The following is a 22,937-nucleotide window of genomic DNA, read 5'->3' on the forward strand; positions in this document are numbered from 1 at the left end:
TCTATAATTAATATTTATTCAGGAGTTTTCAGGCAATGAAACGAAAGAGAAGACCATTGCTGACCGCGTTTTGTATTCCGGTGGCAATTATGATTGCGGCTGTTATTTATAAAGAGATCTATCCTTTTGGGGATCGTTGTTTTTTGCGTGTGGATCTGTACAATCAATACCTGCCTTTTTTTACGGAATTACAGAGAAAGTTACAGGAGGGCGGCAGTCTGTTTTTTTCCTGGCGTGCCGGTCTGGGCGCTAACTTTCTGGCGCTGTATGCCTATTATCTTGCCAGTCCCATGAACTGGCTGCTTGTCCTCTGTCCTCGCGGACTGATGATAGAATTTATGACGCTGCTTATCATTGTTAAAATTGGTCTCTGCGGGCTCAGCTTTGCCTGGTATCTGAAGCGGCATTATCGCACGGACCGCTATGCGGTCGCACTGTTCGCGGTATTTTATGCGCTGTCCGGTTATCTGTGTGCGTACAACTGGAACATTATGTGGCTGGACTGCATTATTCTCGCACCGATCATCATTTTGGGACTGGAAGAGCTTGTGTATGGCGGAAAGCCTGTGCGTTATTGTCTGTCGCTTGGCCTGTCTGTGCTCACGAATTATTATATCTCTATTTTTATCTGCATTTTTCTTATACTGTACTATACAGTGCTGATTCTTCCGCTTTCTGTGAAAGAAAAATTGAGAAGTCTGAAGCAGTTTGTCCTGTATTCCCTTCTGGCAGGCGGTCTATCCGGTGCAGTCCTGCTGCCGGGGACACTGGCGCTGCGGGCCACCCGCTTTGATCATGCCGACTTTCCGGACCGTTTTCGATTTTATTTTCATAGTCTGAACGTGGTGGCAAGGCATTGTGTCAATGTGATGCCGGAGATCCGCAATGCACACTGGCCGAACTTATACTGCGGTGTGGCAGTTTTCCTGCTGCTTCCGGTTTATCTGTGCAGCAGGCGGATCAGCTGGAAAGAAAAGCTGCCAAGGATCGCACTGCTTGTGATTTTTCTGTTGAGTTTTTCCATAAATATTCTGGAATTTTTGTGGCATGGGCTGAATTTTCCGGACAGCCTTCCGGCAAGGCAGTCTTTTCTCTATATTTTTCTCGTGCTTACGCTTAGCTTTGAAGGATATTTACACATTTGGGAAATTTCCCGCAGACAGTTGATCGGAATTGTGTCAGGTGTGATATTTTTTCTGCTCCTGTGCCGGCAGTTGGCGGACGGAGATGATTTTTTAAAAGGCAGTTTTCGCTTCACGATGCTGTATGTGGTGCTCTATGCGCTGCTCCTCTACTGGCGGGAACGGGGCAGTTTGAAGAGGACTCTGGCGGCGGGACTGCTATCGGCTCTCGTGATTACGGAAGCATCAATGAATACGGTGGAGACCAGTGTCTTTACGACAAGCCGTTCCCAATATCTGGCGCACCAGCAGGCGTTTCAGGCACTTTCAACTGCTGCGCCGCTACAGGATTTGGAGGAAGCGGTGTTTCCGCGGATGGAACAATATGATTACATGACGAAAAATGACGGGATGCTGGCCGGAGTGGCGACAGCCACATTCTTTTCTTCTACGGTCAATGAGGACACGGCGCATCTGTACCGGAGACTGGGCATGAGTACGAGCAAAGTATTTTACAGTTATGAGGGAGCGACGCCGCTGACATCCGCTCTGCTTTCCGTCGGCTATCTGTTTTCGCAGGAACTGGAGAGCGCCGATGCCTTTCATGAGCTTCTGGCGGAAGGGGAGGGCGGTTATCTGTACCGCAAACAGTATACGCTGCCGCCGGGGTTTGTCGTTGCCGCTGATCTGGAGCAGCGCTGGGAGCTGGAGGAAGGCAGTCCCATTGAAGTGCAGAACAGTCTGGCCGGGGCGCTTGGCCTGGAAAAGCCTCTCTTTGAAGAGATTGAAGCTTTGGAGGAAGATGGAGAAGTGCGCATTATTGTGGAGGAGAGCGGTTATCTTTATGTCTACCCTCAGGAGTGCAGCACGAAAAATATAACGGTCAATATCGACGACCGGGAGAAGACATTTCCGAAAGTCTATTATCCGCATATTCTTGACTTAGGCTGGTGCAGGAAGGGCAGTGCGATTCTGCTGACGCAGAGCGGTGACAAGAGAAATGAGAAACATGAACTGGCGTTGTCGGCATACCGTATGAATGTCGACGTTCTGGAAGCGATGATTGGCATTCTGGAGCGGTATCCGCTGGAGATCAATGCAGTCAGCGACACTTCCGTGGAGGGAGTCGTGGAAGCGGAGGCGGCGGGACTGCTTGTCACCTCCATTCCCAATGAGGCCGGATGGCGTCTGTCCATAGACGGAGCGGCGGTTCCCATTCATCCGTTTGCAGGAGCAATGATCAGCGCTCCGCTTACTGCGGGTACACACAGTGTCGTACTCACATATGAACCGCCGGGCGCATCAGCCGGACTGCTGCTGAGCGCGGTCAGCGCCCTGCTTCTGTTCCTTTTCCGCTATAGAGCGCGCAGAGCGCAAACAGAGGAATCGTGAGCAGCATCGGATAACCGTAACGGAATTCATTGTAAACCGGCGTTGCCAGAAAGAGAGTGGCGAAGATCGCTCCATTTGGCAGGAAGACGATCAGGCAGTTTCTCCTGCCGGAGAGAACTGTTTTGCCGGCCAGTGCCAGAGAGAGCCAGAACATGGCGCCAAGGCTGAAGAGCAGCCCATAGACAGGGATCATGTCGGGCAGCTTAAACACGATTTCTTTGATCTTGATTGTCACGGGATTGTGCAGCAGCGGTTTTGCCGAGAGTCCGTAAGGATTGTCAGCGATCCGCTCGTCGGAGCCAATCACGTTAGGAACATCAGGGTACCAGTAGCCTTTTGTGGCATCAATATAGCCCCGGACATAAGCGCCGGGGTGTTTTCGTCCAAAGGAAACCCACAGCTTCAGATAATCGGCCTTGTGGGCCTCCAGATATGCCTGATCACCCTGGCGGATCAGGTTTTTCATATGATCGGAACAGAAGGACTCATAGGTCTCCGGGATTCGGGAAGTGTCTACGATCCGGTTCCACATTTCATCGTCCGCAGGATCTGTTTCTTCCTGATCCACATAGACTCTGGCGGCAAGCTGGATGGGAATCGAGAGGGATTCCACAAAATCCGGGGAGGCCACATGACAGGCATTCATAAGCGGTCCTTTGATTAACAGCACGGGCAGCAGGATCAGAAGATTCAAAAGCAGATGCCGTTTCCACTGCCGCCGGAAACAAAGGAGCAGGAAGGGCACTGTGAGCAGGAAAGCACAAAACCCATTGGAGCGCAGCAGGCACAGACCGAGCCCGGAGAGCAGGTACAGCAGGTAAGTGCGCCTTGTGAGCGGGAAGGCTTCCTGCCTGGAATGTATGAGAAAACGCAACAATACGACAGAAAAGAGCAGTGTCATACCGGAAAACAGAATGTCTTTCCACATTGTTATCATATAGATGGCATTATAGGGCAGAAGCGCATAGAAAGCGATCACGATCAGGCAGAGCCGCTTTTTTATGCACAGTCTGACGAACAGGTCGATCAGATAAGCGAAGATACCAGCCATGACTGCCATCTGAAAGAGTGTATACAGCCCAAGGCCTGTGAGCGGATTTTTCGTGAGGACGATGCCGATCTCGTAAAAGAGACGGATCAGCTGCGTATGTACCCAGGGGTGATGATTGCTCATGGGGAGCGCGCCGATAATCTGCCCATACTGGTTCAGGCTGTCCACAGTCATGACGCCCGGATAATTGGTCGCCAGATAAGGCAGCCAGCAGAGCAGGCAAAAGAAAAAGGCAAACAGAGGCAACCTGTTATAAAATCTGTCGCTCTTTTGCGTGGCATCTGCGAATGGAGAGCAGTCATTCAGCCATTGGAAGAAGCAAAAGAGCATCACATAAAAAATACAGAACAGACCGGCGCCGATAATGATCAGATGGCCCAGGCGAAAGAGGCTGCTGCTCAGTCCTCCGAGAAGCGCTTCGTAGTCGGCGCACAGATAAAAGAAGACGAAGAGAGCGGCCAGAGCGGCGGAAACGATCTTATGTAAGGCGGAAGCGGCGGCTGTCTTTGACCATTGCCGGAACTGCCTGACCAGCAGCAGATAGATGACGAACAGCAGTCCGCCAAACAGGTGAAAAGTGCTGATGCCACATGCCCGCACTGTAGCCCAGGTGGCAAGAAACGCGCAGACGGCGCATATAAGATGAGAATTTACCCGTATCATATCTTTTGTTTTCATAAATAACTCCTGTTATGTAAAATAGAGACAAAATAATGCCTTTTAAAAAGTGTAAGGGAAGCAAACAATGATGTCAACGAAAACCTTTGATTGCAATAGAAGGAAAAATTTGTTAGTATGTAACGGGAATCAAGGATTTGCTGTCTGAATCAGGAGTGATGACGACGGCAATACAACGGTAAAAGCCAGAAAGAGGAGAGTCGGATGAGCTGGGAAGAGAATGTGAGAAAGGTAATTCCTTATACACCAGGGGAGCAGCCTGGGCAGCGCAATATCATTAAACTGAATACGAATGAGAATCCTTATCCGCCGGCGCCGGGGGTTATGGAGGCCATAAGATCGGTCAAAGCGGAAGAATACAGTCTCTATCCGGACCCGGATGCATCGGCTCTGCGCCGAAGCCTTGCCGAATATCATCGTCTGAAGCCGCAGCAGGTTTTTGTCGGCGTTGGCTCCGACGATGTGCTGGCGATGTCTTTTCTGACCTTTTTTAACGGTGCCAGTCCGATTCTGTTTCCGGACATTACCTATTCTTTTTATGACGTCTGGGCGGAACTGTTTCGGATTCCTTATGCGATAAGGCCGCTGCGGGATGACTTTTCCATTGATCCGGATGACTATCTCTGTGACAACGGGGGAATCATTTTCCCCAATCCGAACGCGCCGACCGGAGTGCTGGAGTCCATAGATATGGTAGAGCGGATTGTGGCGGGAAACCCGGATGTAGTCGTGATTGTCGATGAGGCATATATCGATTTTGGCGGCGAGAGCGCGCTGCCGCTGATTGAAAAGTATGAGAATCTGCTGATCGTGCGCACATTTTCCAAGTCCCGCTCTCTGGCGGGTCTGCGAATCGGATATGCGCTTGGCAGTGAAAGACTGCTTTCTTATCTGAATGACGCAAAATTTTCCTTTAATTCCTATACGATGAATCTTCCGTCTCTGCGCGCCGGAGTGGCAAGTGTGGAAGACGACGCATATTTCAGAGCGAATGTGGAAAAGGTCATTGCGACACGGGAACGGACCAAGCGGGAACTGAAAGCGCTGGGATTTTCCTTTCCGGATTCCGGAAGCAATTTTATTTTTGCCACTCACAGTCAGATACCTGCCAGGGAGCTGTTCGCAGCCTTGAAGGAAGTCGGTATTTACGTGCGTTACTTTGACCGGCCGCGCATTGACAACTATCTGCGGATCAGCATCGGCACGGACGAGGAAATGAATGTATTGCTGACATTTTTGCAACAATATAGTAAAGATAGAAAATAGGAGACAATTATGGAAAGTTTGGTAGCATGGTTTACGGAAACATTGGGGGCATATATTTCGAGAGAGCTTGTCATTTTTATCATCTCGATGATTCCGATTCTGGAACTGAGAGGCGGTCTGGTCGCAGCATCGCTCTTAAAAGTGCCGATTACGACGGCGGTGCCGATCTGTATCATCGGTAATGTGATCCCGGTGCCATTTATCTTATTGTTTATTCGCCAGATATTTAAGTGGATGCGGGGTGTGCCGGTGATCGGGCCGATCATCCGGAAGCTGGAGAAACGGGCGATGGGCAAGAGCGACAGCATCAGAAAGTATGAGTTTTGGGGACTGGTACTTTTTGTCGGCATTCCGCTTCCCGGCACAGGGGCGTGGACCGGTTCACTGATCGCGGCGCTTCTGGAAGTGGACTTTAAGAAGGCGATTCTCGCGGTGCTGCTCGGAGTTGCCATGGCGACGATTATTATGTCGATTGTGTCTTACGGACTGTTGGGGGCGATCATCAGCTAATGGAAGCGTATACGGATTTTGCGTCGGTCTATGATATTTTCATGGATGAGACACCTTACGAGGCGTGGAGCGCCAATGTGCAGGCAGCGCTGGAACGCCATCAGATTGTAAAAGGACTCGTGCTCGACCTTGGGTGCGGCACGGGTACATTGACAGAGCTGTTGTCAGCTGCCGGCTTCGATATGATTGGCATCGACAGTTCGCCGGAGATGCTTGGACGCGCCATCGAAAAGCGTGACCGTTCGGAACATGATATTTTGTATCTCTGCCAGGATATGCGGGAATTCGAACTGTACGGGACGGTACAGGCGGTCGTCAGTCTGTGTGACAGTGTCAATTATATTTTGGAACCTTCTGAGCTGGAGACGGTATTTTGTCTTGTGAACAACTATCTGGACCCCGGCGGAATCTTTTTCTTTGATTTTAATACGGACTGGAAATACCAGATGATCGGCGATGCGGTGATCGCGGAGAACCGGGAGACGTGCAGCTTTATCTGGGAAAATGAATATGACAGGGAGAGCCGCATCAACGAATACGAAGTGACGGTGTTTACGGAGGAAGCGGACGGAAGATACCGCAAATTTACGGAGACGCATGAACAGCGCGGCTACACGCTTTCTGAGATCAGGGAGCTGCTGGAGGCAGCGGGAATGTCTGTTCTGGAAACAGCGGATGCGGATACGAACGGTCCGGTGCGGGAGACGAGCGAGAGAATCTATGTGACGGCCCGGGAATCCGGGAAAACGGCAGCGGCAGAAAATGGAGACAGAGGATGAATGACTATATTGTGAGGGCAGCGGCGGCAGACGCTCAGATCCGTGCGTTTGCGGCTACGACGAGAGAGCAGGTGGAGACGGCCAGACAGCGGCACCAGACGAGTCCGGTGGCGACGGCAGCTCTGGGACGGCTGCTGACGGCAGGCGGCATGATGGGCAGTATGCTCAAGAACGAGAGTGATCTGCTGACGCTTCAGATCAGCGGAGACGGGCCGATCGGCGGGATCACGGTGACGGCAGACGGAAAGGCGGACGTAAAGGGATATGTGAACAATCCGGGTGTAATGCTTCCACCAAGCGCAGCAGGGAAACTTGATGTTGGCGGAAGTGTCGGCAAAGGAGTGCTGCGCGTGATCAGGGATATGGGATTAAAAGAGCCTTATGCGGGGCAGACTGCATTACAGACAGGGGAGATTGCGGAAGATCTGACTTACTATTTTGCCGTCTCGGAGCAGGTTCCTTCGAGTGTCGGGCTGGGTGTATTGATGAATAAAAACAATACGGTGAGACAGGCCGGCGGTTTTATTGTCCAGTTGATGCCGTTTGCAGAGGAAGCCGTTCTTGGCAGGCTGGAGGAGAATCTGCTGCAGATTCCGTCCGTGACGGCGATGCTTGACAGTGGAGATGGACCGGAACAGATGCTGGAGCGGATTCTGGACGGTCTGCAGCCAGAAATTACAGACCGGATACCAACGCGGTTCTACTGTGGCTGTGACAAAAAGCGGGTGGAAAAGGCGATTATCAGCATTGGCAGGAAAGAGATCGAAGAGATGATCGCGGAAGAGAAACCGGTAACAGTCAACTGTCATTTTTGTAATACGGATCATACATTTGCGGTCAGCGAGTTGAAGGATATTTTGAAGAAGGCGGTGCGGTAATGATACATGGTTTTGTGAAAGCAGCGGCAGTAACGCCGAAGATCAAAGTGGCAGACCCGGAATATAACAGGAAGGTGATCTGCGAAGGGATGGAAAAGGCGCGGAAAGAGGGAGCAAAGCTGATTGTATTTCCGGAGCTCTGTCTCACAGGATATACATGCGGCGACCTGTTTTTACAGGACCGGCTGTTACAGGAGGCGAGACGTCAGCTTCAGGCGGTCATCGAGAGCACACGCGGCTGTGACGCGCTTGTCTTTGTCGGCGTTCCTCTTGAGAAAGCGGGTAAGCTGTACAATGCGGCGGCAGTGATGACGGACGGAAGGCTGCTTGCCGTCATTCCCAAGCGCAATATCCCTGCGTACGGAGAGTTTTATGAGACGAGACATTTCACACCGGGGAACAGACAGGCGGAGGACTATCTGTGGGAAGGGAGCCAGGTTCCTTTCGGGACGGATATTCTCTTTCGTGCGGATGGGATGCCGGAGCTTGTAGTCGGTTGTGAAATCTGTGAGGACTTGTGGGCGGTCGACACGCCGGGTACCTCACACGCGGTGGCAGGGGCAAAAGTGCTGGTCAATCTCTCTGCTTCCGACGAGACGATCGGAAAAGACGCTTACAGGAAGATGCTTGTGAAATCGTGCAGCGCCAGACTGGTGGCGGGCTATGTCTATTGCAGCGCCGGAGAGGGAGAATCGACGCAGGATATTGTCTTTGGCGGTCACAATATGATTGTGGAAAATGGCACAATTCTCGCGGAGACGAAAAAGTTTTCCTGTGAGATCTTGTACAGTGAACTGGACATCAGCCGTCTTTGTTTTGAACGCCGGCGGATGAACACGTTCCCGGCGGCAGAGACGGAAGGGTATCGCATTGTGCCGTTTCGTTTGCAACAAGAGCAGACGCAGCTTTCACGAACCTTTTATCATAAGCCTTTTGTGCCTTCCGTGCAGGCGGAGAGAGAGAAGCGGTGTGAAGAGATTTTATCCATTCAGTCTTATGGATTAAAGAAGCGGTATGAGCATACGGGCTGTAAGACGGCGGTAATCGGTGTCTCCGGAGGGCTGGATTCCACACTTGCCCTGCTTGTGACAGTGCGGACATTTGATCTGCTCTCTCTTGACCGCAAGGGGATCGTCGCGGTCACGATGCCCTGTTTTGGCACGACCGGCAGGACATACGACAATGCCTGCAAGCTGGCGCGGACGCTCGGTCTGACGCTCGAGGAAGTGGACATCAAAGAGGCAGTCCGCACCCATTTCAGAGACATCGGCCAGGAGGAAGAGGAACATGATGTGACGTATGAGAACAGCCAGGCAAGGGAGCGGACGCAGGTGTTGATGGACATTGCCAACAGACAGGGCGGTCTTGTGATCGGTACCGGCGATCTGTCGGAGCTTGCCCTTGGATGGGCGACTTACAATGGCGATCATATGTCGATGTACGGTGTCAATGCGGGCATCCCGAAGACACTTGTGCGTCACCTTGTACAATATTATGCGGATACATGTGGAGAGCCTGAGCTGAGAGCGGTGCTCGGAGATGTGCTGGATACGCCGGTGAGCCCGGAACTCCTGCCTCCCGTGGAAGGAAAGATCTCACAGAAGACAGAAGATCTGGTGGGGCCTTATGAGCTGCATGATTTTTTCCTGTATTATATGCTGCGCTTTGGTTTTTCTCCCGGAAAGATATACCGGATTGCCTGTGAGGCGTTTGCCGATCTGTACGAACAGGCGGACATTCTCAAGTGGCTGCGTATTTTTTACCGCAGATTCTTTGCCCAGCAGTTCAAACGGTCCTGTCTTCCGGACGGCCCGAAGGTCGGCAGTGTGGCGGTGTCTCCCCGGGGAGATCTGCGGATGCCGTCCGATGCGTGTATGACGGCATGGAGCAGAGAGCTTGACAGCCTGTGAGCTGTCGTTACTGCGGGTCTGTTTCCGGTACGGTATCTATGGCGGACGCCGCTTTTTCCAGCGACTTGGAGATGGCATCTAAAAGCAGCATGGATGTGTATCGGTTGTCATCGGAATATGTAATGCCTTCCAGAGACTGATTGGCTTCGATCTGTTGTGCCAATTCATCAAAGGACGGCTCGATGAGCGGATACATGGTAGCCACTGCTTCGTCCAGCGTATTCAGGCGCAGGGAGTTGATGTGATTTTCATCCACTACCACTTCGATATCCACAGTGCTTCCCCCAAGCTGTATGGACGTGGTATAGATACCCGGTACGTAGGCGTTTTCAGTCTGTGCGGTTTCCTTTGTCTGCTTTTTGTCGGGCAGGAACATGATGATAAGCAGGACGATGAACAGAATGCCAAGCACAAGGAAAATGCCGGTATACAGCAATTCCTTCAGATGAAGGACAATGATTTTGGTTCTGGAACTCATAACGATATCCCCGTTTTCATTTATTTATACAGTGTATTAACTGTCAGTTGTGAATATGCCTGAATGCGGGAGACATTATGACGTCACGATAGACTTTACATTTTGGTTGTGGTATAATCGCAGAGGACAAAGGCGTTCTTACGGAAGGGTAAGTGCGTCTTTTTTTCATCGTATCGGAAATTCCCATACGATAAAATTATAACCGCGCAGCTCGCGGAGTGGGAACTACTGCGGAGGCAGTTCACTCGCGCTGCCTGCAAAGGTTCTGTGATCAGAAAGGAAGAGTGGTATGAAAAAATATACGAGAGAAGATATTGTAAGGCTTGTACAGGATGAGGATGTGGAGTTTATCCGTCTGCAGTTTACGGATATTCCGGGCATGTTCAAGAATGTGGCGGTTACTGCCAGCCAGCTTAAGAAAGCGCTTGACAACAGGTGTGCGTTTGACAGCGCGTCGATTACCGGTTTTCACAATGAGGGAGAGGCGCAGCTCTTTCTGCATCCTGATTGTGATACGTTCGAGATTTTTCCATGGAGACCGCAGCAGGGCAAAGTGGCAAGGCTGATCTGTGACGTCTGTCATGAGGATGGGGCTCCGTTTGCGGCCGATCCCCGCCATATTTTAAAGAAAGCGGCGTCGGAAGCCCGCGGGCTGGGATACACGATGGAGGTGAGCCCGGAGTGCGAGTTCTTTTTGTTTCATTCGGATGAGAAGGGGCTTCCGACGACATTGACGCATGAACAGGCCGGGTATTTTGATATGAGTCCGCTTGATCTGGGAGAAAATGCAAGAAGAGATATTGTCATGATGCTGGAAGACATGGGGTTTGAAATCGAATCGTCTCATCATGAGTCTGCGCCTGCCCAGCATGAAGTGGATTTCCGGCGCGATGAGGCGCTGAAGACGGCAGATAATATTATGACGTTTAAACTGGCTGTGAAGACGATCGCCAAAAGACATGGTCTCCATGCGACTTTTATGCCAAAGCCCAAAAATGGGGTGGAAGGATCCGGGATGCATCTGCGGATGGCACTGTTAAAGGACGGAAAAAATATTTTCACAGACGAGAACAAAGCAAATGGTCTGAGCAGAGAAGGGCTTTTCTTTGTCGGTGGACTGATGAAACATATCAAGGGTATGACCGCTGTCACCAATCCGATTGTAAACTCGTATAAGCGTCTCGTATCAGGCTATGAGGCGCCGGTCTGTCTGTCCTGGGATACGGCGGCCGCGAGTCCGCTTGTGCGGGTTATTCGTGATCGGGAAGAGGGGACAAGAATTGAGCTGCGTTCTCCCGACTCTGCGGCAAATCCTTATCTGGCGCTGGCGCTCTGCCTGCGTGCGGGACTGGACGGTATCAGAGAGCAGATCATGCCGTCCCAGGAGCCGGAAAGCAGACTTCCATCGACGCTGCGGGAAGCACTGCATGAGATGGAGCGGGATTCGCTGATCGGAGAGACGCTTGGCAGGACCGCATATGAAAATTACCTTATGATAAAAGGGAGTGAGTGGGAGACATATCAGGCGCAGGTCAGTGAGTGGGAAATCCGACAATATTTGAACCGATATTAGATTGCGGCGGACCAACGCGTGGTGAGACACTTCATACTTTGCATCACTGTACTGTAAAACAACGGGAGAGGAGGTGTATCTGATGACAGGGATTATAGTCGCATTTTCTAAGACAGAGGGTGCCAGAAGCATTAAAAATATATTGGTGCGCAGCGGGTATCCGGTGGCGGCAGTCTGTTCCACAGGAGCGCAGGCGCTCAGTCAGGCGGACTGTCTGGATGGCGGCATTGTTATCTGTGGCCATCGGATGCCGGATATGATCTTTTCCCGGCTGCGGGACGACCTTCCGGAAGGATTTGAGATGCTCCTGATCGCTTCCGGGAGTGTATTGGAGGAATGTGATGGCAGCGTGATGTCACTGGCGATGCCTCTGAAAGTTCACGAGCTCATTGACACCGTGGGCATGATGGTTCATAATATTGAGAGTCGGCGCAGGAGATACAGAGAAGCCCCGAAAAAGCGCAGCCAGCAGGAAGCGGCATGGATCAGGGAAGCCAAGGAGCTTCTGATGGTGCGCAATCGTATGACGGAGCAGGAGGCCCACCGCTATATCCAGAAGTGCAGTATGGACAGCGGTACGAATCTGGCGGAGACAGCGCAGATGATACTTGCAATGATGAGGACATGAAAGAGAAAGGGGAAAGCCGGATGAAATTTACAAAAATGCACGGCTGTGGGAATGATTATATTTATATTGATGGAAACAGGGAGCGGATACCCGAGGATAAAAGGCCGGCAGCCGTCCGCTTTCTGAGTGACCGGCATTTTGGCGCTGGCGGGGACGGCGTGATCTTTATCAATCCGTCTTCCGAAGCAGATTTTGAGATGGAGATGTACAATGCGGATGGCAGCAGGGCAGAGATGTGCGGCAACGGCATTCGCTGTGTGGCCAAGTATGTATATGATAAAGGACTGACAGACAACAAAGAATTTACTATCGTCAGCGCCGGCATGTGCAAGAAGATCAGCCTGACGACAAGAGAGGGAAAGGCTGTGACAGCCAGAGTTGATATGGGACGGCCGGAGCTGAAAGCGGAGAAGATTCCTGTCATTGCTTCCGGCGGGCAGGTGATCGATGAGGAGATCACCGTACAGGGGGAGACATACCGGATGACCTGCGTATCTATGGGGAATCCCCATGCAGTCGTGTTTATGGAAGACATCAAACAGATGCAGATCGAAACGATTGGGCCGCAATTTGAAAATCATCCACGCTTTCCGAAGCGGATCAATACGGAATTTGTGCATGTTATCGACAGGCAAAATGTGGAGATGCGTGTGTGGGAGAGAGGCACGGGGGAAACGCTGGCCTGTGGGACGGGCTGCTGTGCCGTGGCGGCTGCCTGTGTGTTGAATGGTTTTACGGACCGGAATGTGACCGTACATGTACTCGGCGGCAGCCTGTCGATCGAATGGGACGAGAGAGAGGACACGATCTATATGACAGGGCCGGCGGAGACGGTATATGAAGGCGAGATTGACATGGCTCTGCTGACCGATTGAAATTCTGCGAATAACAATAATCAACATAAGGAGAGATACGAGTATGGTGAAAGTAAATGACAACTATTTGAAGCTGCCGGGAAGCTATCTGTTCTCGACGATTGGCAAAAAGGTCAATGCCTTTGCGGCCGCCAATCCGGAGACAAAGATCATCCGCCTTGGCATCGGCGATGTGACGCAGCCGCTGGCGCCGGCAATCATTTCCGCCCTTCACAGCGCGGTGGATGAGATGGCGGATGCCGCTACGTTTAAAGGCTATGCACCGGATCTGGGTTATGAGTTCCTGCGCAGTGCGATCGCCGGGAATGATTACAGGGCACGGGGCTGCGACATCGCCGAGGATGAGATCTTTGTATCGGACGGGGCGAAATGTGATTCCGGCAATATCCAGGAAATCTTCAGTGTGGACAACAAGATCGCAGTCTGTGATCCGGTCTATCCGGTCTACGTTGATACGAATGTGATGGCAGGCAGGACAGGCAGTTATGATGCGGCGACGGAGACATGGAGCGATGTGATCTATATGCCATGTGTTGCCGGAAACGGATTCGTGCCGGAGATTCCCAGCGAGAAACCGGATCTCATCTATCTGTGCTTCCCGAACAATCCTACTGGCTGTACGGTCACGAAAGACCAGCTTCAGGACTGGGTCGATTATGCCAATCAGGTGGGGGCAGTCATCATTTATGATGCTGCTTATGAAGCATATATTTCCGAGGAAAATGTTCCCCACAGCATTTATGAGTGCGAGGGAGCGAGGACTTGTGCGATCGAACTGCATTCCTTCTCTAAAAATGCGGGCTTTACCGGGGTGCGGCTTGGCTATACGGTAGTGCCGAAAGATCTGAAAATCGGAGATGTGGCGCTGCACGGACTCTGGGCGAGACGGCATGGGACCAAATACAACGGTGCGCCTTATATTGTGCAGCGCGCAGGGGAAGCAGTCTATTCTCCCGAGGGAAAAGCGCAGTTGAAGAAACAGGTCGCTTATTATATGAACAATGCCAGATACATTCTGGAAGGACTGAAAGATGCCGGCTACACAGTATATGGCGGCGTCAATGCGCCTTATATCTGGCTGAAAGCCCCGAATGGCATGACAAGCTGGGAATTTTTTGACCATCTGCTGGAAAAAGCGAATGTGGTGGGAACGCCGGGCAGTGGTTTCGGACCGAGCGGGGAGACGTATTTCCGCCTCACGGCATTTGGAAGCTATGAGAATACGGTGGAAGCAATCGACAGAATAAAAAAGCTGTAATGAAAACAGAGAGTACCCGTCTTACACGGTGTACTCTCTGTGCATAATGTCGAGATAGAAATTTGTGAGCAATGTCCGCATGAAAGGAATGACCCAGAGAAAGGCAATTCCGCAGGAAAGAAAGCTCGAGAGATAATAGGGGATGAGGGTGACGCAAATATAAAAGAGACGGCCCTTATGCCCTTTCATAATCTTGCAGCTTGTAGAGAAAATCTGCCGTACCGTATAGTTTGGGAAGTCCAGCATCACGTAATATACCTGTGCAAAGCGCAGGGAAAAGAAAATCCGCACAGCCATACCGGCCACTGCCGTGAGGCAACAGACGAGAAACATGACGGCAGTCTTGCTTTGGTTCAGATAGAAATACCTGCATATATAAAACGGGGTCATGCACAAAAGCTGCATGAGCAGCAACAGAAACCTCACGGCGATGGCTCTGTCGGCATGGGAAGAAAAACCACAGAAAATATCGTTCGTCCGGTAAGGACGACTACAAACCAGGTTTAAATAAAAACGGGTCAGACCAACCTGGAAGATTCCGGCCAGAATGCTGATCAGCAGGGCAATCAGCCAGGTAATGACAAGTCCTGCCAATGTGGAAGGGTCCGAGATCCACAGGCAAAGCACAAGGGCCACTCCCGTGATTGAGGCAGCCAGCACTTCCACTGAGATCGCATTTCCATATTTCCCAAGAAGCTGTCCTCTGGAAATGGATTTCAACTGAGCAGATGTTAAACTGGTATTCATAAAAAAATAGTCTCCATTCTATAATGCGGTTCTTCTCTCGATATGTTATACGGCTTTATCAAAGTTCATACCCGCATAGATAGAAGAATCTGCTGATTTTTTGCTTTTTTGGTAAGGATTTGATTCGTTAACATATTTGATCTGCGTTCTTGTCTCACCGCCTGCAACATAAGTGCGTCCACACTCCGGACAGACAGCAGTCTGAATCGATACATTGGCTGCCACGACTTTTCCGCCGCTCTTTGCCGCCTTTTTGTATGCGTTGCTGACATGTTCCTGCTCATGCGCTCTCACCCGTGAAGCGGAAGCCTGCGGCGAAACATGGGCCGCCGACTTGAAAGAGACCATCTCGTCGGAACCGTCCTGATATTTGCGGTTTTTACATGTCTGACAGTCCTCAGGAGAGGATTTGCGTCCGGGCGATTTGACACTGTCGCCTGCCGCTCCTGAAAGATCATAACTGTTTCTGCTGTATCCCGTATTGATCATCATATCGATTTCCTCCCTTATATAATAATGATATGATATAAAATAAAATCTTCTAATCCCAGAATGTGTCTTCCATCATGTCATCGAAAGATTCCCCATACATCTGTTCATAGAGCTGATTGAACTGCTGCTGATATTCCGGCACCGCCATCAGAAGGTACATGGCGAATACAAAAAGAATGGCATTGAGGGTAAAGCTGCACAGAGTGACGATAAAGCCGATCTTCGCGTGCGGCGAGAGTCTGCTCTGACTGCCCTTGGAGAGAAGAGCCAGCACAATGCTGATACCTCCAAAAATGCAGGGCAGATAAAAAGGCAGAAAGATAATGGAGGCGGCACCGACAAGACCGGTGATCATCGCCGCATTTGCCATGATGTTTTCCTGCTGCCTGACGGGAGGCATCGGATATGGCATCTGATTCTGCATACCAGGTCCGCCCGGCATATTGTATGGCATCTGGTTTGGTGAGTTGTTTTGAAAGTCCATGGAATACTCCTTCATTGTCTGCAAGGCCCTGAAAATACAGGTTTATATATATAATGTAATAGTAACACTTTTTTTGCCAGATTACAAACCCATTCCTCAGCAAAATCTTTCCCAGGTTCTGCCTTGTTGTGAAATCGCGCCGATTATGCTACAATAGATAGCGCCCGGAGGGCGAATGAAAGAAAAGGACATAGGATAGTTTGGGATGGATATTATTGTAAAACTGACAGAAGAATTAAAGGTGGAAAAGTGGCAGGTGGAGGCGGCAGTCGCTCTCATCGACGAGGGCAATACGATACCGTTTATTTCCAGATACCGGAAGGAAGCCACAGGAGCGCTGAATGACGAGACGCTGCGTGATCTGAACGAACGGCTTGGTTACTTGCGCAATCTGGAAGAGAAAAAGGCGCAGGCGCTCAGCAGTATTGAGGAGCAGGGAAAGCTGACGGATGAACTGCGGGCGAAGATAGGCGCTGCGGAGACATTGGTGGCGGTGGAAGATCTCTACCGTCCGTATCGGCCGAAGCGCAAGACAAGGGCGAGCGTGGCAAAGGAGAAGGGGCTGGAACCTCTGGCCCAGCTGATTCTTGCACAGGAGATGACGCAGCCCGCCCTGGAAGCGGCAGCGCAGTATGTAGACGAAGAGAAGGGTGTGAAGACGGCGCAGGAAGCGCTGCAGGGCGCGAAGGACATCATCGCGGAGAGTATATCCGACGAGGCGGATTACCGCGCTTATATCCGGGAGGCGACTTTTGCGGAAGGCGTTCTCACAAGTACGGCAAAGGACGAGAAGGCGCAGAGTGTCTATGAGATGTATTACAATTACTCCGAGGCGGTGAGCAAGGCCGCAGGACACAGGATTCTGGCGCTGAACCGGGGAGAGAGTGAGAAGTTCCTGACGGTGAAAATAGAAGCGCCGACAGAGCGGATTCTTCGTTTCCTGGAGAAAAAGATCGTTTTGAATGATAATCCGGTGACAACGCCGATATTGAAGGAGACGATTACGGACAGTTATGATCGTCTGATCGCACCCGCTATTGAGCGGGATATTCGCAGCGAGCTGACAGAGCGCGCGGAGGACGGGGCGATCTCGGTTTTTGGCAAGAATCTGGAGCAGCTTCTTTTGCAGCCGCCGATTGCGGGAAAGACGGTTATGGGCTGGGACCCGGCGTTTCGCACCGGCTGTAAACTGGCGGTCGTAGACAGAACAGGGAAAGTGCTTGACACGAAGGTGATCTATCCGACGGCGCCGCAAAATAAAGTCGAGCAGTCAAAGAGAGAGCTGAAAAAACTGATTGACAAATATGAAGTCGATCTGATTTCTGTCGGGAACGGAACGGCCTCCCGGGAGTCGGAACAGGTGATCGTCGAACTGCTCAAAGAACTGGAACGACCGGTACAGTATGTGATCGTTAGCGAGGCCGGGGCTTCTGTGTATTCCGCGAGCAAGCTGGCCACAGAGGAATTTCCCGAGTTTGACGTGGGACAGCGGAGTGCGGCATCCATCGCGCGGCGTCTGCAGGACCCGCTTGCAGAGCTGGTAAAGATCGACCCCAAGTCGATTGGCGTCGGACAGTATCAGCACGATATGAATCAGAAAAAACTGGGCGAGGCGCTGAACGGCGTGGTGGAAAATTGTGTCAACCGGGTCGGCGTAGACCTCAATACGGCGTCGGCGCCGCTGCTCTCTTATATTTCCGGGATCACGAAAACAATCGCCAAAAACATTGTCGACTACCGGGAAAACAACGGCAGGTTTACGAACAGAAAGCAGCTTTTGAAGGTGGCGAAGCTGGGACCGAAAGCCTTTGAGCAGTGCGCGGGATTTATGCGAATAACGGATGGCGATCATCCGCTCGACGCTACAAGTGTTCATCCGGAGTCATATGAAGCGGCGGAAAAACTGATGCAGAAGCTGGGACTGACGATAGAGGATGTGCGGGCGGCACAGAAAGCTGCGGCGGCATCTAAGAGCACGAAAGCTAGGAAAGAGTCTGCGGCCAAACCCAGACAGAAGCAGAATAAGATTGTCATCCGCAATACGAATACGGCTATGGGCAAGGCGCTGGCGGCGGCAATGAACGGGATGACGCTGGAGCAGGGCGGCCGGAGTGCGGAGAAGGGGCAGACGACAGACAGAGAGCGGACCGCAGAGAAGGGACAGGCAGCAGAGAGACTTATCGGCAATCTGGAACGGCGCGCCGGGGATAAAAAGAAGCTGGCGGAGGAGATTGGCATCGGTGAGCTGACGCTGACAGATATTCTGAAAGAGCTGGAAAAGCCTGCCAGAGACCCGAGGGATAATATGCCGGCACCGATCCTTCGAAGTGATGTGCTTGATATGAAAGATCTGAAACCGGGAATGGTACTGAAAGGAACGGTCCGCAATGTCATAGACTTTGGTGCATTTGTGGATATTGGCGTCCATCAGGACGGGCTTGTACATATCTCGCAGATCACAGATAAGTTTATCCGTCATCCGCTCGAGGCAGTCAGTGTGGGTGACGTTGTGGAAGTGCAGGTATTGTCGGTCGACGCCGCGAAAAAGCGGATCTCTCTGACGATGAAGATCGGACGCGGCTGATGACAAATGAAAGTTCGCCGGGTAAAGGAGCGTTTTGATTGATGGAAGAAAATCATCTGTTACAGACAGTTACGGACAATGCCGTATTTGTGGCACAGTTTATCGGCATTGTCGTGATATTGGTTCTTGCGGCCTATGGGATGGAAAAGGCGGCCAGGAAGAGAGAAAACGGTGCGGAGCGCATTTTAAGTACGAGGAAGGTAGCCGTCTGCGGAATGTTTGCGGCGATCGCCGTTGTGCTGATGCTGTTTGAGGTGCCGGTGCCCTTTGCGCCGCCCTTTTACGGACTCGACCTGAGCGAGCTTCCGGTGCTGATCGGCGCTTATGCGTTCGGGCCGGTGGCTGGTGTGCTGATCGAGTTTTGCAAGATTGTGTTAAAAGTGTTTTTTAAGCCTACCTCCACGGCATTTGTCGGGGAGCTGGCTAATTTTGTGATCGGCTGTAGCTTTTTACTGCCGGCCTCGGGCATCTATCTGTTTCGTAAGACAAGAAAAAATGCGGTCATCGGCGCGGCTGCGGGTACGTTTTGCATGACGGTATTTGGTACGGCATTTAACGCGGTCTATCTGCTGCCAAAGTTTGCGCAGTTGTTCGGAATGCCGCTCGATGCGATCATCGCTATGGGGGCGGAGATCAATCCGGCGATCGACAGTATCGCGACACTTGTCGTGCTGGCAGTGGCGCCGCTCAATCTGCTGAAAGGCGGTCTCGTGTCGCTGATCACGATACTGATCTATAAAAAGATCAGTCCCATAATCAAAGAAGGAACGAAACATCGGCAAAAATAAGAGATCAGGGAGGGAAAAGGATGGAAACAGTAACACTTGGCATTACTGGCATTACGGTAAACAAAAATGGTTTTGGTGCGCTTCCGATCCAGAGGATTCCGGCGGCGGAGGCGGTAAAGCTGGCACGCAGGGCTTATGAGGCAGGCATTCATTTCTTTGACACGGCCAGATTTTATACGGACAGTGAAGAGAAACTGGGAGAGGCTTTCGCCGGTATGCGGGAAAAGGTCTATATCGCGACTAAAACAGCGGCGCAGGACGCGGAGGCTTTCTGGAAAGATCTGCACACGTCATTACATAATCTGCGGACGGAATATGTCGATATTTATCAGTTCCACAATCCGTCCTTCTGCCCGAAACCAGGAGATGGCAGCGGCCTGTATGAGGCAATGCTGGAAGCCAGAGAGAAAGGAATGATCCGGCATATCGGAATTACCAACCATCGTCTCTCGGTCGCGGAGGAAGCGATTGCCTCCGGCCTTTACGAGACATTGCAGTTTCCATTCTGTTATCTGAGCGGAGAGCAGGAATTGCGGCTCGTGAGACTGTGCAAAGAACAGGAAATCGGCTTTATTGCCATGAAGGCGCTGTCCGGCGGGCTGATTAACAATTCTGCCGCCGCCTACGCATTTATGGCGCAGTATGACAATGTATTGCCGATCTGGGGCGTCCAGAGAGAACAGGAGCTGGAGGAATTTATCTCTTATATTGACCAGCCGCCGAAGATGACGGAAGAGATGCAGTCTGTCATAGGAAAGGACCGGCAGGAACTGAAAGAAGACTTTTGCCGGGGCTGTGGTTATTGTATGCCCTGTCCGGCGGGAATCGAGATCAATAACTGCGCGAGGATGTCTCTGCTGCTGCGCCGCTCTCCATCGGAGCTTCAGCTCACGGAGGAAGTGCAGGCAAAAATGAAGAAGATCGAAAACTGCCTGCACTGCAATCAGTGCAAAAATCAATGTCCATACGGGCTTGATACACCGGCGCTGCTAAAAAAAAATTATGAGGATTACAAACGGGTACTGGCAGGGGAGGTCAGCGTAAGATGAGAAAGCTCGGGAAATTACTCTTTTCGTTTCGTGGAGGCAAGGCCGCGACTTCTGTCACGGTAATCGGCGGGGCGGACGGCCCCACATCGATCTTTCTGGCCGGAAAGGTGCCGGACAGATCGCTGATCGTGACTGTTGCAGCCGTGACAGTCATCGTTGTCCTTTTGCTCGTATTATTTCTGATCCGACGCAGGAGACACAGAAAGTAGAGTCGTGTCAGACAGAAAGTTACTGTCTCTGAGCTCTGATCAGGCATGGGAATCATCATACAGTGCGGGCAGCACTGAGGGGAGGAAAAAATGGCACTGATACAAGTGAATTTTCAGTCAAATGTTTTGAAACGTACGGTACCGGTTCAGGTAATTCTGCCGGCCGATAAAAATGATCACATTCATTATCTCCATGACCGTGACAAAAAGTACAGAACCCTGTATCTTTTGCATGGTCTTTACGGAAATTACATGGACTGGGTCAGCAACAGCAGTATTCAGCTCTATGCGGAGGAGCATGATCTGGCCGTAGTGATGCCAAATGGCGATAACAGTTTTTATGTGGATCAGCCTGTGCGCAATAACGACTATGGCAGCTTTATCGGGGAAGAGCTGGTAGAGGTGATGCGCAGGATGTTTCCGCTTTCCCGTAAGAGAGAGGACACATTTATCGCCGGATTGTCGATGGGCGGTTATGGCGCGCTGCGAAACGGTCTGAAGTATGCGGATACATTCAGTTATGTGGCGGGGTTTTCGAGCGCGCTGCATATTTTCGAGGCTTCGCCACGGGACCCGCGTCGCCGGACACTGTGCGGTGAGGACGCCTGTATGGGTGACTGGGATGAGGCGGTCCGCACGGATAAGAATCCGGAAGTAGCTCTGAGCCAGTTAAAAGAAAAGGTGGATGCCGGCAAAGCTGTCTACCCACAGGTATTTATGTCATGTGGTACGGAGGACGATTTGCTGCCTGTCAACCGGACATTTCGTGACAAGCTGACTGCGGCAGGAGTTCCGCTCACATATGAAGAGGCGCCCGGCGCCCATGAGTGGAGCTTTTGGGACAAATATGTCTGCCGGATTATTGAAGACTGGCTTCCCAAAGATTGAGCTGGATGGTAAAAAGAACATGGCTTTTCACACCGGACTTTCATAAAATAAAAAGATACTACCCAAAATACTACCGGGGAAGTATGGCGGTTTTGCCGCAGGACTGATAAACTGTCGTTGTCGATAAAGAAGTCGGTGAGACAGTGGAGTGTAGAGAAAGGGGTATGTGTATGTATTTTATTTCGGTATTGGCGGTAGTTCTCGTGAGTTGGTTCATGCTTGGCTTTGGCCTTGGCGGCAATGTGACATGGTTTATTGATGCGCCCAGTCTGTTGATTCTGTTAGTCTTTGCGGCGACAATGCTGCTCAGCACGGGGCTGCTGAAGGACTTTAACAATGCGTTTCGTCTGATCGCCAAAAAGGGAGCGGAGGCGTCTGTGCGGGAAGTAAAACGGGCGATTGAGGCGGTCGCGCTGGCGAGAAAGGTCATGCTGGCAGCAGGTGGCTTTACCGTCTGCTTTTCGTTTGTCCTGATTCTTGGAGGACTCAATGACCCGGCGAGCCTGGGGCCTGCAATGGCAGTGTGTGTGCTGACGATGCTCTATGCGCTTGCTTTCGTATTGATCCTGCTGCCGCTGGAATCCGGGCTGCGTCTGAAGCTCTATGATTTGCCGCAGAGTTAGGGAGAGCCGTAATATGAAGAGACGGTGGCAGGTATTTTTGTATTTGCTTCTGTATCTGTTGCTGCTTGCCTTTGTGATGGAGTTTGATGTGAAAAAGCTGGTTGACGGGAAAGAGATCTTTATGCTTTTGACCGGCGCGATTTTACTGACACTTCCGTTTTGCCACAGAGGCATAAAAAAGGGAGAGCTGGCAGATATATTTGGTAAAAAAGCGGTGGAAGCCGGACTGATTCAGACATTTCTGCTGCTGTTTGTCAGATTATCGGACGAAAAGGGCAGTGCGGAGCTGCTCTCCGACGCGGCGCTTTGTTTCCGGCCGATGTTGTATGCATTCTGCGCAAAGTTTACTCTGGAACAGGAGGAAGCGGGAAAAGAGAAAGAAGCGCCGCCTGCCACAGAGCAGGAAGACGTGGCAGGGAAGCGATCGAAACAGGAGACCATCGCATTTGAGGATTGCATGGCAGGCGGATTGACGAAACGGGAGGCCGAGATTGCACTGCTGATCTGCGAAGGAGATTCGAACGGAGAGATCGCGGAAAAACTGGTGATCTCGGAGACGACGGTCAAGAAGCATGTCTCAAATATCTTCGAGAAGACAGGCATCAGAAAGCGGGAGGAACTGCGACAGTGGATTGTGGAAAACAGGAACGCAGAAATGGGATGATCGGAGCCGGAG

General features: G+C 51.4%; 22 protein-coding genes. 17 read left to right on the top strand and 5 right to left on the bottom strand.

The window, feature by feature from the left end:
* Positions 1 to 35: 35 nt before the first annotated feature.
* A complete protein-coding gene (locus V1224_03065) occupies positions 36 to 2,513 on the top strand; it encodes a YfhO family protein (protein ID WWR16455.1) in 2,478 nt (825 codons plus the stop codon).
* Here V1224_03065 and V1224_03070 read toward each other — a convergent pair.
* On the bottom strand, positions 2,449 to 4,242 hold the full coding sequence (locus V1224_03070) for a DUF6020 family protein (GenBank protein WWR16456.1): 1,794 nt from the start codon (positions 4,240 to 4,242) through the stop codon (positions 2,449 to 2,451). The genes V1224_03065 and V1224_03070 overlap by 65 nt on opposite strands.
* 204 nt (positions 4,243 to 4,446) lie before the next feature.
* Between V1224_03070 and hisC the strand changes: the two genes are divergently transcribed.
* The 5 genes from hisC to V1224_03095 are packed head-to-tail and all read left to right on the top strand — an operon-like array spanning position 4,447 to position 9,585.
* Positions 4,447 to 5,508, top strand: coding sequence for a histidinol-phosphate transaminase (hisC, locus tag V1224_03075; protein ID WWR16457.1), 1,062 nt, complete (start codon positions 4,447 to 4,449; stop codon positions 5,506 to 5,508).
* Between the two features lie 9 nt (positions 5,509 to 5,517).
* Positions 5,518 to 6,018, top strand: coding sequence for a small multi-drug export protein (locus V1224_03080; protein WWR16458.1), 501 nt, complete (start codon positions 5,518 to 5,520; stop codon positions 6,016 to 6,018).
* Positions 6,018 to 6,797, top strand: coding sequence for a class I SAM-dependent methyltransferase (locus V1224_03085; GenBank protein WWR16459.1), 780 nt, complete (start codon positions 6,018 to 6,020; stop codon positions 6,795 to 6,797). Before V1224_03080 ends, V1224_03085 begins: the two co-directional genes overlap by 1 nt.
* Complete coding sequence (gene hslO / locus V1224_03090; GenBank protein ID WWR16460.1) at positions 6,794 to 7,675, top strand: Hsp33 family molecular chaperone HslO; 882 nt, start codon at positions 6,794 to 6,796, stop codon at positions 7,673 to 7,675. The genes V1224_03085 and hslO overlap by 4 nt, the downstream gene beginning before the upstream one ends.
* On the top strand, positions 7,675 to 9,585 hold the full coding sequence (locus tag V1224_03095) for an NAD(+) synthase (GenBank protein ID WWR16461.1): 1,911 nt from the start codon (positions 7,675 to 7,677) through the stop codon (positions 9,583 to 9,585). Before hslO ends, V1224_03095 begins: the two co-directional genes overlap by 1 nt.
* A gap of 7 nt (positions 9,586 to 9,592) precedes the next feature.
* Here V1224_03095 and V1224_03100 read toward each other — a convergent pair whose 3' ends face one another.
* Positions 9,593 to 10,063 carry a hypothetical protein gene (locus tag V1224_03100; protein WWR16462.1) on the bottom strand — a complete coding sequence of 157 codons (471 nt, stop codon included), beginning with the start codon at positions 10,061 to 10,063 and terminating at the stop codon, positions 9,593 to 9,595.
* A gap of 289 nt (positions 10,064 to 10,352) precedes the next feature.
* Here V1224_03100 and glnA point away from each other — a divergent pair, with 289 nt between their 5' ends.
* The 4 genes from glnA (at position 10,353) to V1224_03120 (ending at position 14,397) form a co-directional block, all read left to right on the top strand.
* Positions 10,353 to 11,636 carry a type I glutamate--ammonia ligase gene (glnA, locus tag V1224_03105; protein ID WWR16463.1) on the top strand — a complete coding sequence of 428 codons (1,284 nt, stop codon included), beginning with the start codon at positions 10,353 to 10,355 and terminating at the stop codon, positions 11,634 to 11,636.
* A gap of 82 nt (positions 11,637 to 11,718) precedes the next feature.
* Complete coding sequence (locus V1224_03110; protein ID WWR16464.1) at positions 11,719 to 12,264, top strand: ANTAR domain-containing protein; 546 nt, start codon at positions 11,719 to 11,721, stop codon at positions 12,262 to 12,264.
* Positions 12,265 to 12,284: 20 nt separating this feature from the next.
* Positions 12,285 to 13,139, top strand: coding sequence for a diaminopimelate epimerase (gene dapF / locus V1224_03115; protein WWR16465.1), 855 nt, complete (start codon positions 12,285 to 12,287; stop codon positions 13,137 to 13,139).
* Positions 13,140 to 13,182: 43 nt separating this feature from the next.
* Entirely contained in the window at positions 13,183 to 14,397 is a 1,215-nt protein-coding gene (locus V1224_03120; protein ID WWR16466.1) for an LL-diaminopimelate aminotransferase, read from the top strand.
* Positions 14,398 to 14,418: 21 nt separating this feature from the next.
* Here V1224_03120 and V1224_03125 read toward each other — a convergent pair whose 3' ends face one another.
* Genes V1224_03125 through V1224_03135 form a run of 3 tightly spaced genes read right to left on the bottom strand, consistent with a single transcriptional unit; the run spans position 14,419 to position 16,120 of the window.
* The gene (locus V1224_03125; protein ID WWR16467.1) at positions 14,419 to 15,144 is read right to left on the bottom strand and encodes a DUF975 family protein; all 726 of its coding nucleotides are present in this window, start codon (positions 15,142 to 15,144) and stop codon (positions 14,419 to 14,421) included.
* A gap of 45 nt (positions 15,145 to 15,189) precedes the next feature.
* The gene (locus V1224_03130) at positions 15,190 to 15,636 is read right to left on the bottom strand and encodes a hypothetical protein (protein WWR16468.1); all 447 of its coding nucleotides are present in this window, start codon (positions 15,634 to 15,636) and stop codon (positions 15,190 to 15,192) included.
* Between the two features lie 49 nt (positions 15,637 to 15,685).
* Entirely contained in the window at positions 15,686 to 16,120 is a 435-nt protein-coding gene (locus V1224_03135; GenBank protein ID WWR16469.1) for a hypothetical protein, read from the bottom strand.
* 205 nt (positions 16,121 to 16,325) lie between these two features.
* Between V1224_03135 and V1224_03140 the strand changes: the two genes are divergently transcribed.
* From V1224_03140 to V1224_03170, 7 genes are all read left to right on the top strand, one after another.
* Positions 16,326 to 18,704 carry a Tex family protein gene (locus tag V1224_03140; protein WWR16470.1) on the top strand — a complete coding sequence of 793 codons (2,379 nt, stop codon included), beginning with the start codon at positions 16,326 to 16,328 and terminating at the stop codon, positions 18,702 to 18,704.
* A 41-nt stretch (positions 18,705 to 18,745) separates the two neighbouring features.
* On the top strand, positions 18,746 to 19,492 hold the full coding sequence (locus V1224_03145; GenBank protein WWR16471.1) for an ECF transporter S component: 747 nt from the start codon (positions 18,746 to 18,748) through the stop codon (positions 19,490 to 19,492).
* Between the two features lie 20 nt (positions 19,493 to 19,512).
* A complete protein-coding gene (locus V1224_03150) occupies positions 19,513 to 20,541 on the top strand; it encodes an aldo/keto reductase (GenBank protein ID WWR16472.1) in 1,029 nt (342 codons plus the stop codon).
* The gene (locus V1224_03155) at positions 20,538 to 20,750 is read left to right on the top strand and encodes an oxaloacetate decarboxylase (GenBank protein ID WWR16473.1); all 213 of its coding nucleotides are present in this window, start codon (positions 20,538 to 20,540) and stop codon (positions 20,748 to 20,750) included. Before V1224_03150 ends, V1224_03155 begins: the two co-directional genes overlap by 4 nt.
* Positions 20,751 to 20,840: 90 nt before the next feature.
* Positions 20,841 to 21,638, top strand: a complete 798-nt coding sequence (locus V1224_03160) for an alpha/beta hydrolase family protein (protein ID WWR16474.1) — start codon at positions 20,841 to 20,843, stop codon at positions 21,636 to 21,638.
* Between the two features lie 170 nt (positions 21,639 to 21,808).
* Entirely contained in the window at positions 21,809 to 22,261 is a 453-nt protein-coding gene (locus tag V1224_03165) for a hypothetical protein (GenBank protein WWR16475.1), read from the top strand.
* A 13-nt stretch (positions 22,262 to 22,274) separates the two neighbouring features.
* Entirely contained in the window at positions 22,275 to 22,925 is a 651-nt protein-coding gene (locus tag V1224_03170; GenBank protein ID WWR16476.1) for a LuxR C-terminal-related transcriptional regulator, read from the top strand.
* Positions 22,926 to 22,937 lie beyond the last annotated feature (12 nt).

The organism is Lachnospiraceae bacterium JLR.KK008, assembly GCA_037015955.1.
Lineage (GTDB): Bacteria > Bacillota > Clostridia > Lachnospirales > Lachnospiraceae > VSOB01.

What these genes read in the sequence shown, in the direction of transcription:
- V1224_03065 (WWR16455.1), top strand. Translation starts at nt 36, where the DNA reads ATGAAACGAAAGAGAAGACCATTGCTGACCGCGTTTTGTATTCCGGTG.
- V1224_03070 (WWR16456.1), bottom strand. Translation starts at nt 4,242, where the DNA reads ATGAAAACAAAAGATATGATACGGGTAAATTCTCATCTTATATGCGCC.
- hisC (WWR16457.1), top strand. Translation starts at nt 4,447, where the DNA reads ATGAGCTGGGAAGAGAATGTGAGAAAGGTAATTCCTTATACACCAGGG.
- V1224_03080 (WWR16458.1), top strand. Translation starts at nt 5,518, where the DNA reads ATGGAAAGTTTGGTAGCATGGTTTACGGAAACATTGGGGGCATATATT.
- V1224_03085 (WWR16459.1), top strand. Translation starts at nt 6,018, where the DNA reads ATGGAAGCGTATACGGATTTTGCGTCGGTCTATGATATTTTCATGGAT.
- hslO (WWR16460.1), top strand. Translation starts at nt 6,794, where the DNA reads ATGAATGACTATATTGTGAGGGCAGCGGCGGCAGACGCTCAGATCCGT.
- V1224_03095 (WWR16461.1), top strand. Translation starts at nt 7,675, where the DNA reads ATGATACATGGTTTTGTGAAAGCAGCGGCAGTAACGCCGAAGATCAAA.
- V1224_03100 (WWR16462.1), bottom strand. Translation starts at nt 10,063, where the DNA reads ATGAGTTCCAGAACCAAAATCATTGTCCTTCATCTGAAGGAATTGCTG.
- glnA (WWR16463.1), top strand. Translation starts at nt 10,353, where the DNA reads ATGAAAAAATATACGAGAGAAGATATTGTAAGGCTTGTACAGGATGAG.
- V1224_03110 (WWR16464.1), top strand. Translation starts at nt 11,719, where the DNA reads ATGACAGGGATTATAGTCGCATTTTCTAAGACAGAGGGTGCCAGAAGC.
- dapF (WWR16465.1), top strand. Translation starts at nt 12,285, where the DNA reads ATGAAATTTACAAAAATGCACGGCTGTGGGAATGATTATATTTATATT.
- V1224_03120 (WWR16466.1), top strand. Translation starts at nt 13,183, where the DNA reads ATGGTGAAAGTAAATGACAACTATTTGAAGCTGCCGGGAAGCTATCTG.
- V1224_03125 (WWR16467.1), bottom strand. Translation starts at nt 15,144, where the DNA reads ATGAATACCAGTTTAACATCTGCTCAGTTGAAATCCATTTCCAGAGGA.
- V1224_03130 (WWR16468.1), bottom strand. Translation starts at nt 15,636, where the DNA reads ATGATGATCAATACGGGATACAGCAGAAACAGTTATGATCTTTCAGGA.
- V1224_03135 (WWR16469.1), bottom strand. Translation starts at nt 16,120, where the DNA reads ATGGACTTTCAAAACAACTCACCAAACCAGATGCCATACAATATGCCG.
- V1224_03140 (WWR16470.1), top strand. Translation starts at nt 16,326, where the DNA reads ATGGATATTATTGTAAAACTGACAGAAGAATTAAAGGTGGAAAAGTGG.
- V1224_03145 (WWR16471.1), top strand. Translation starts at nt 18,746, where the DNA reads ATGGAAGAAAATCATCTGTTACAGACAGTTACGGACAATGCCGTATTT.
- V1224_03150 (WWR16472.1), top strand. Translation starts at nt 19,513, where the DNA reads ATGGAAACAGTAACACTTGGCATTACTGGCATTACGGTAAACAAAAAT.
- V1224_03155 (WWR16473.1), top strand. Translation starts at nt 20,538, where the DNA reads ATGAGAAAGCTCGGGAAATTACTCTTTTCGTTTCGTGGAGGCAAGGCC.
- V1224_03160 (WWR16474.1), top strand. Translation starts at nt 20,841, where the DNA reads ATGGCACTGATACAAGTGAATTTTCAGTCAAATGTTTTGAAACGTACG.
- V1224_03165 (WWR16475.1), top strand. Translation starts at nt 21,809, where the DNA reads ATGTATTTTATTTCGGTATTGGCGGTAGTTCTCGTGAGTTGGTTCATG.
- V1224_03170 (WWR16476.1), top strand. Translation starts at nt 22,275, where the DNA reads ATGAAGAGACGGTGGCAGGTATTTTTGTATTTGCTTCTGTATCTGTTG.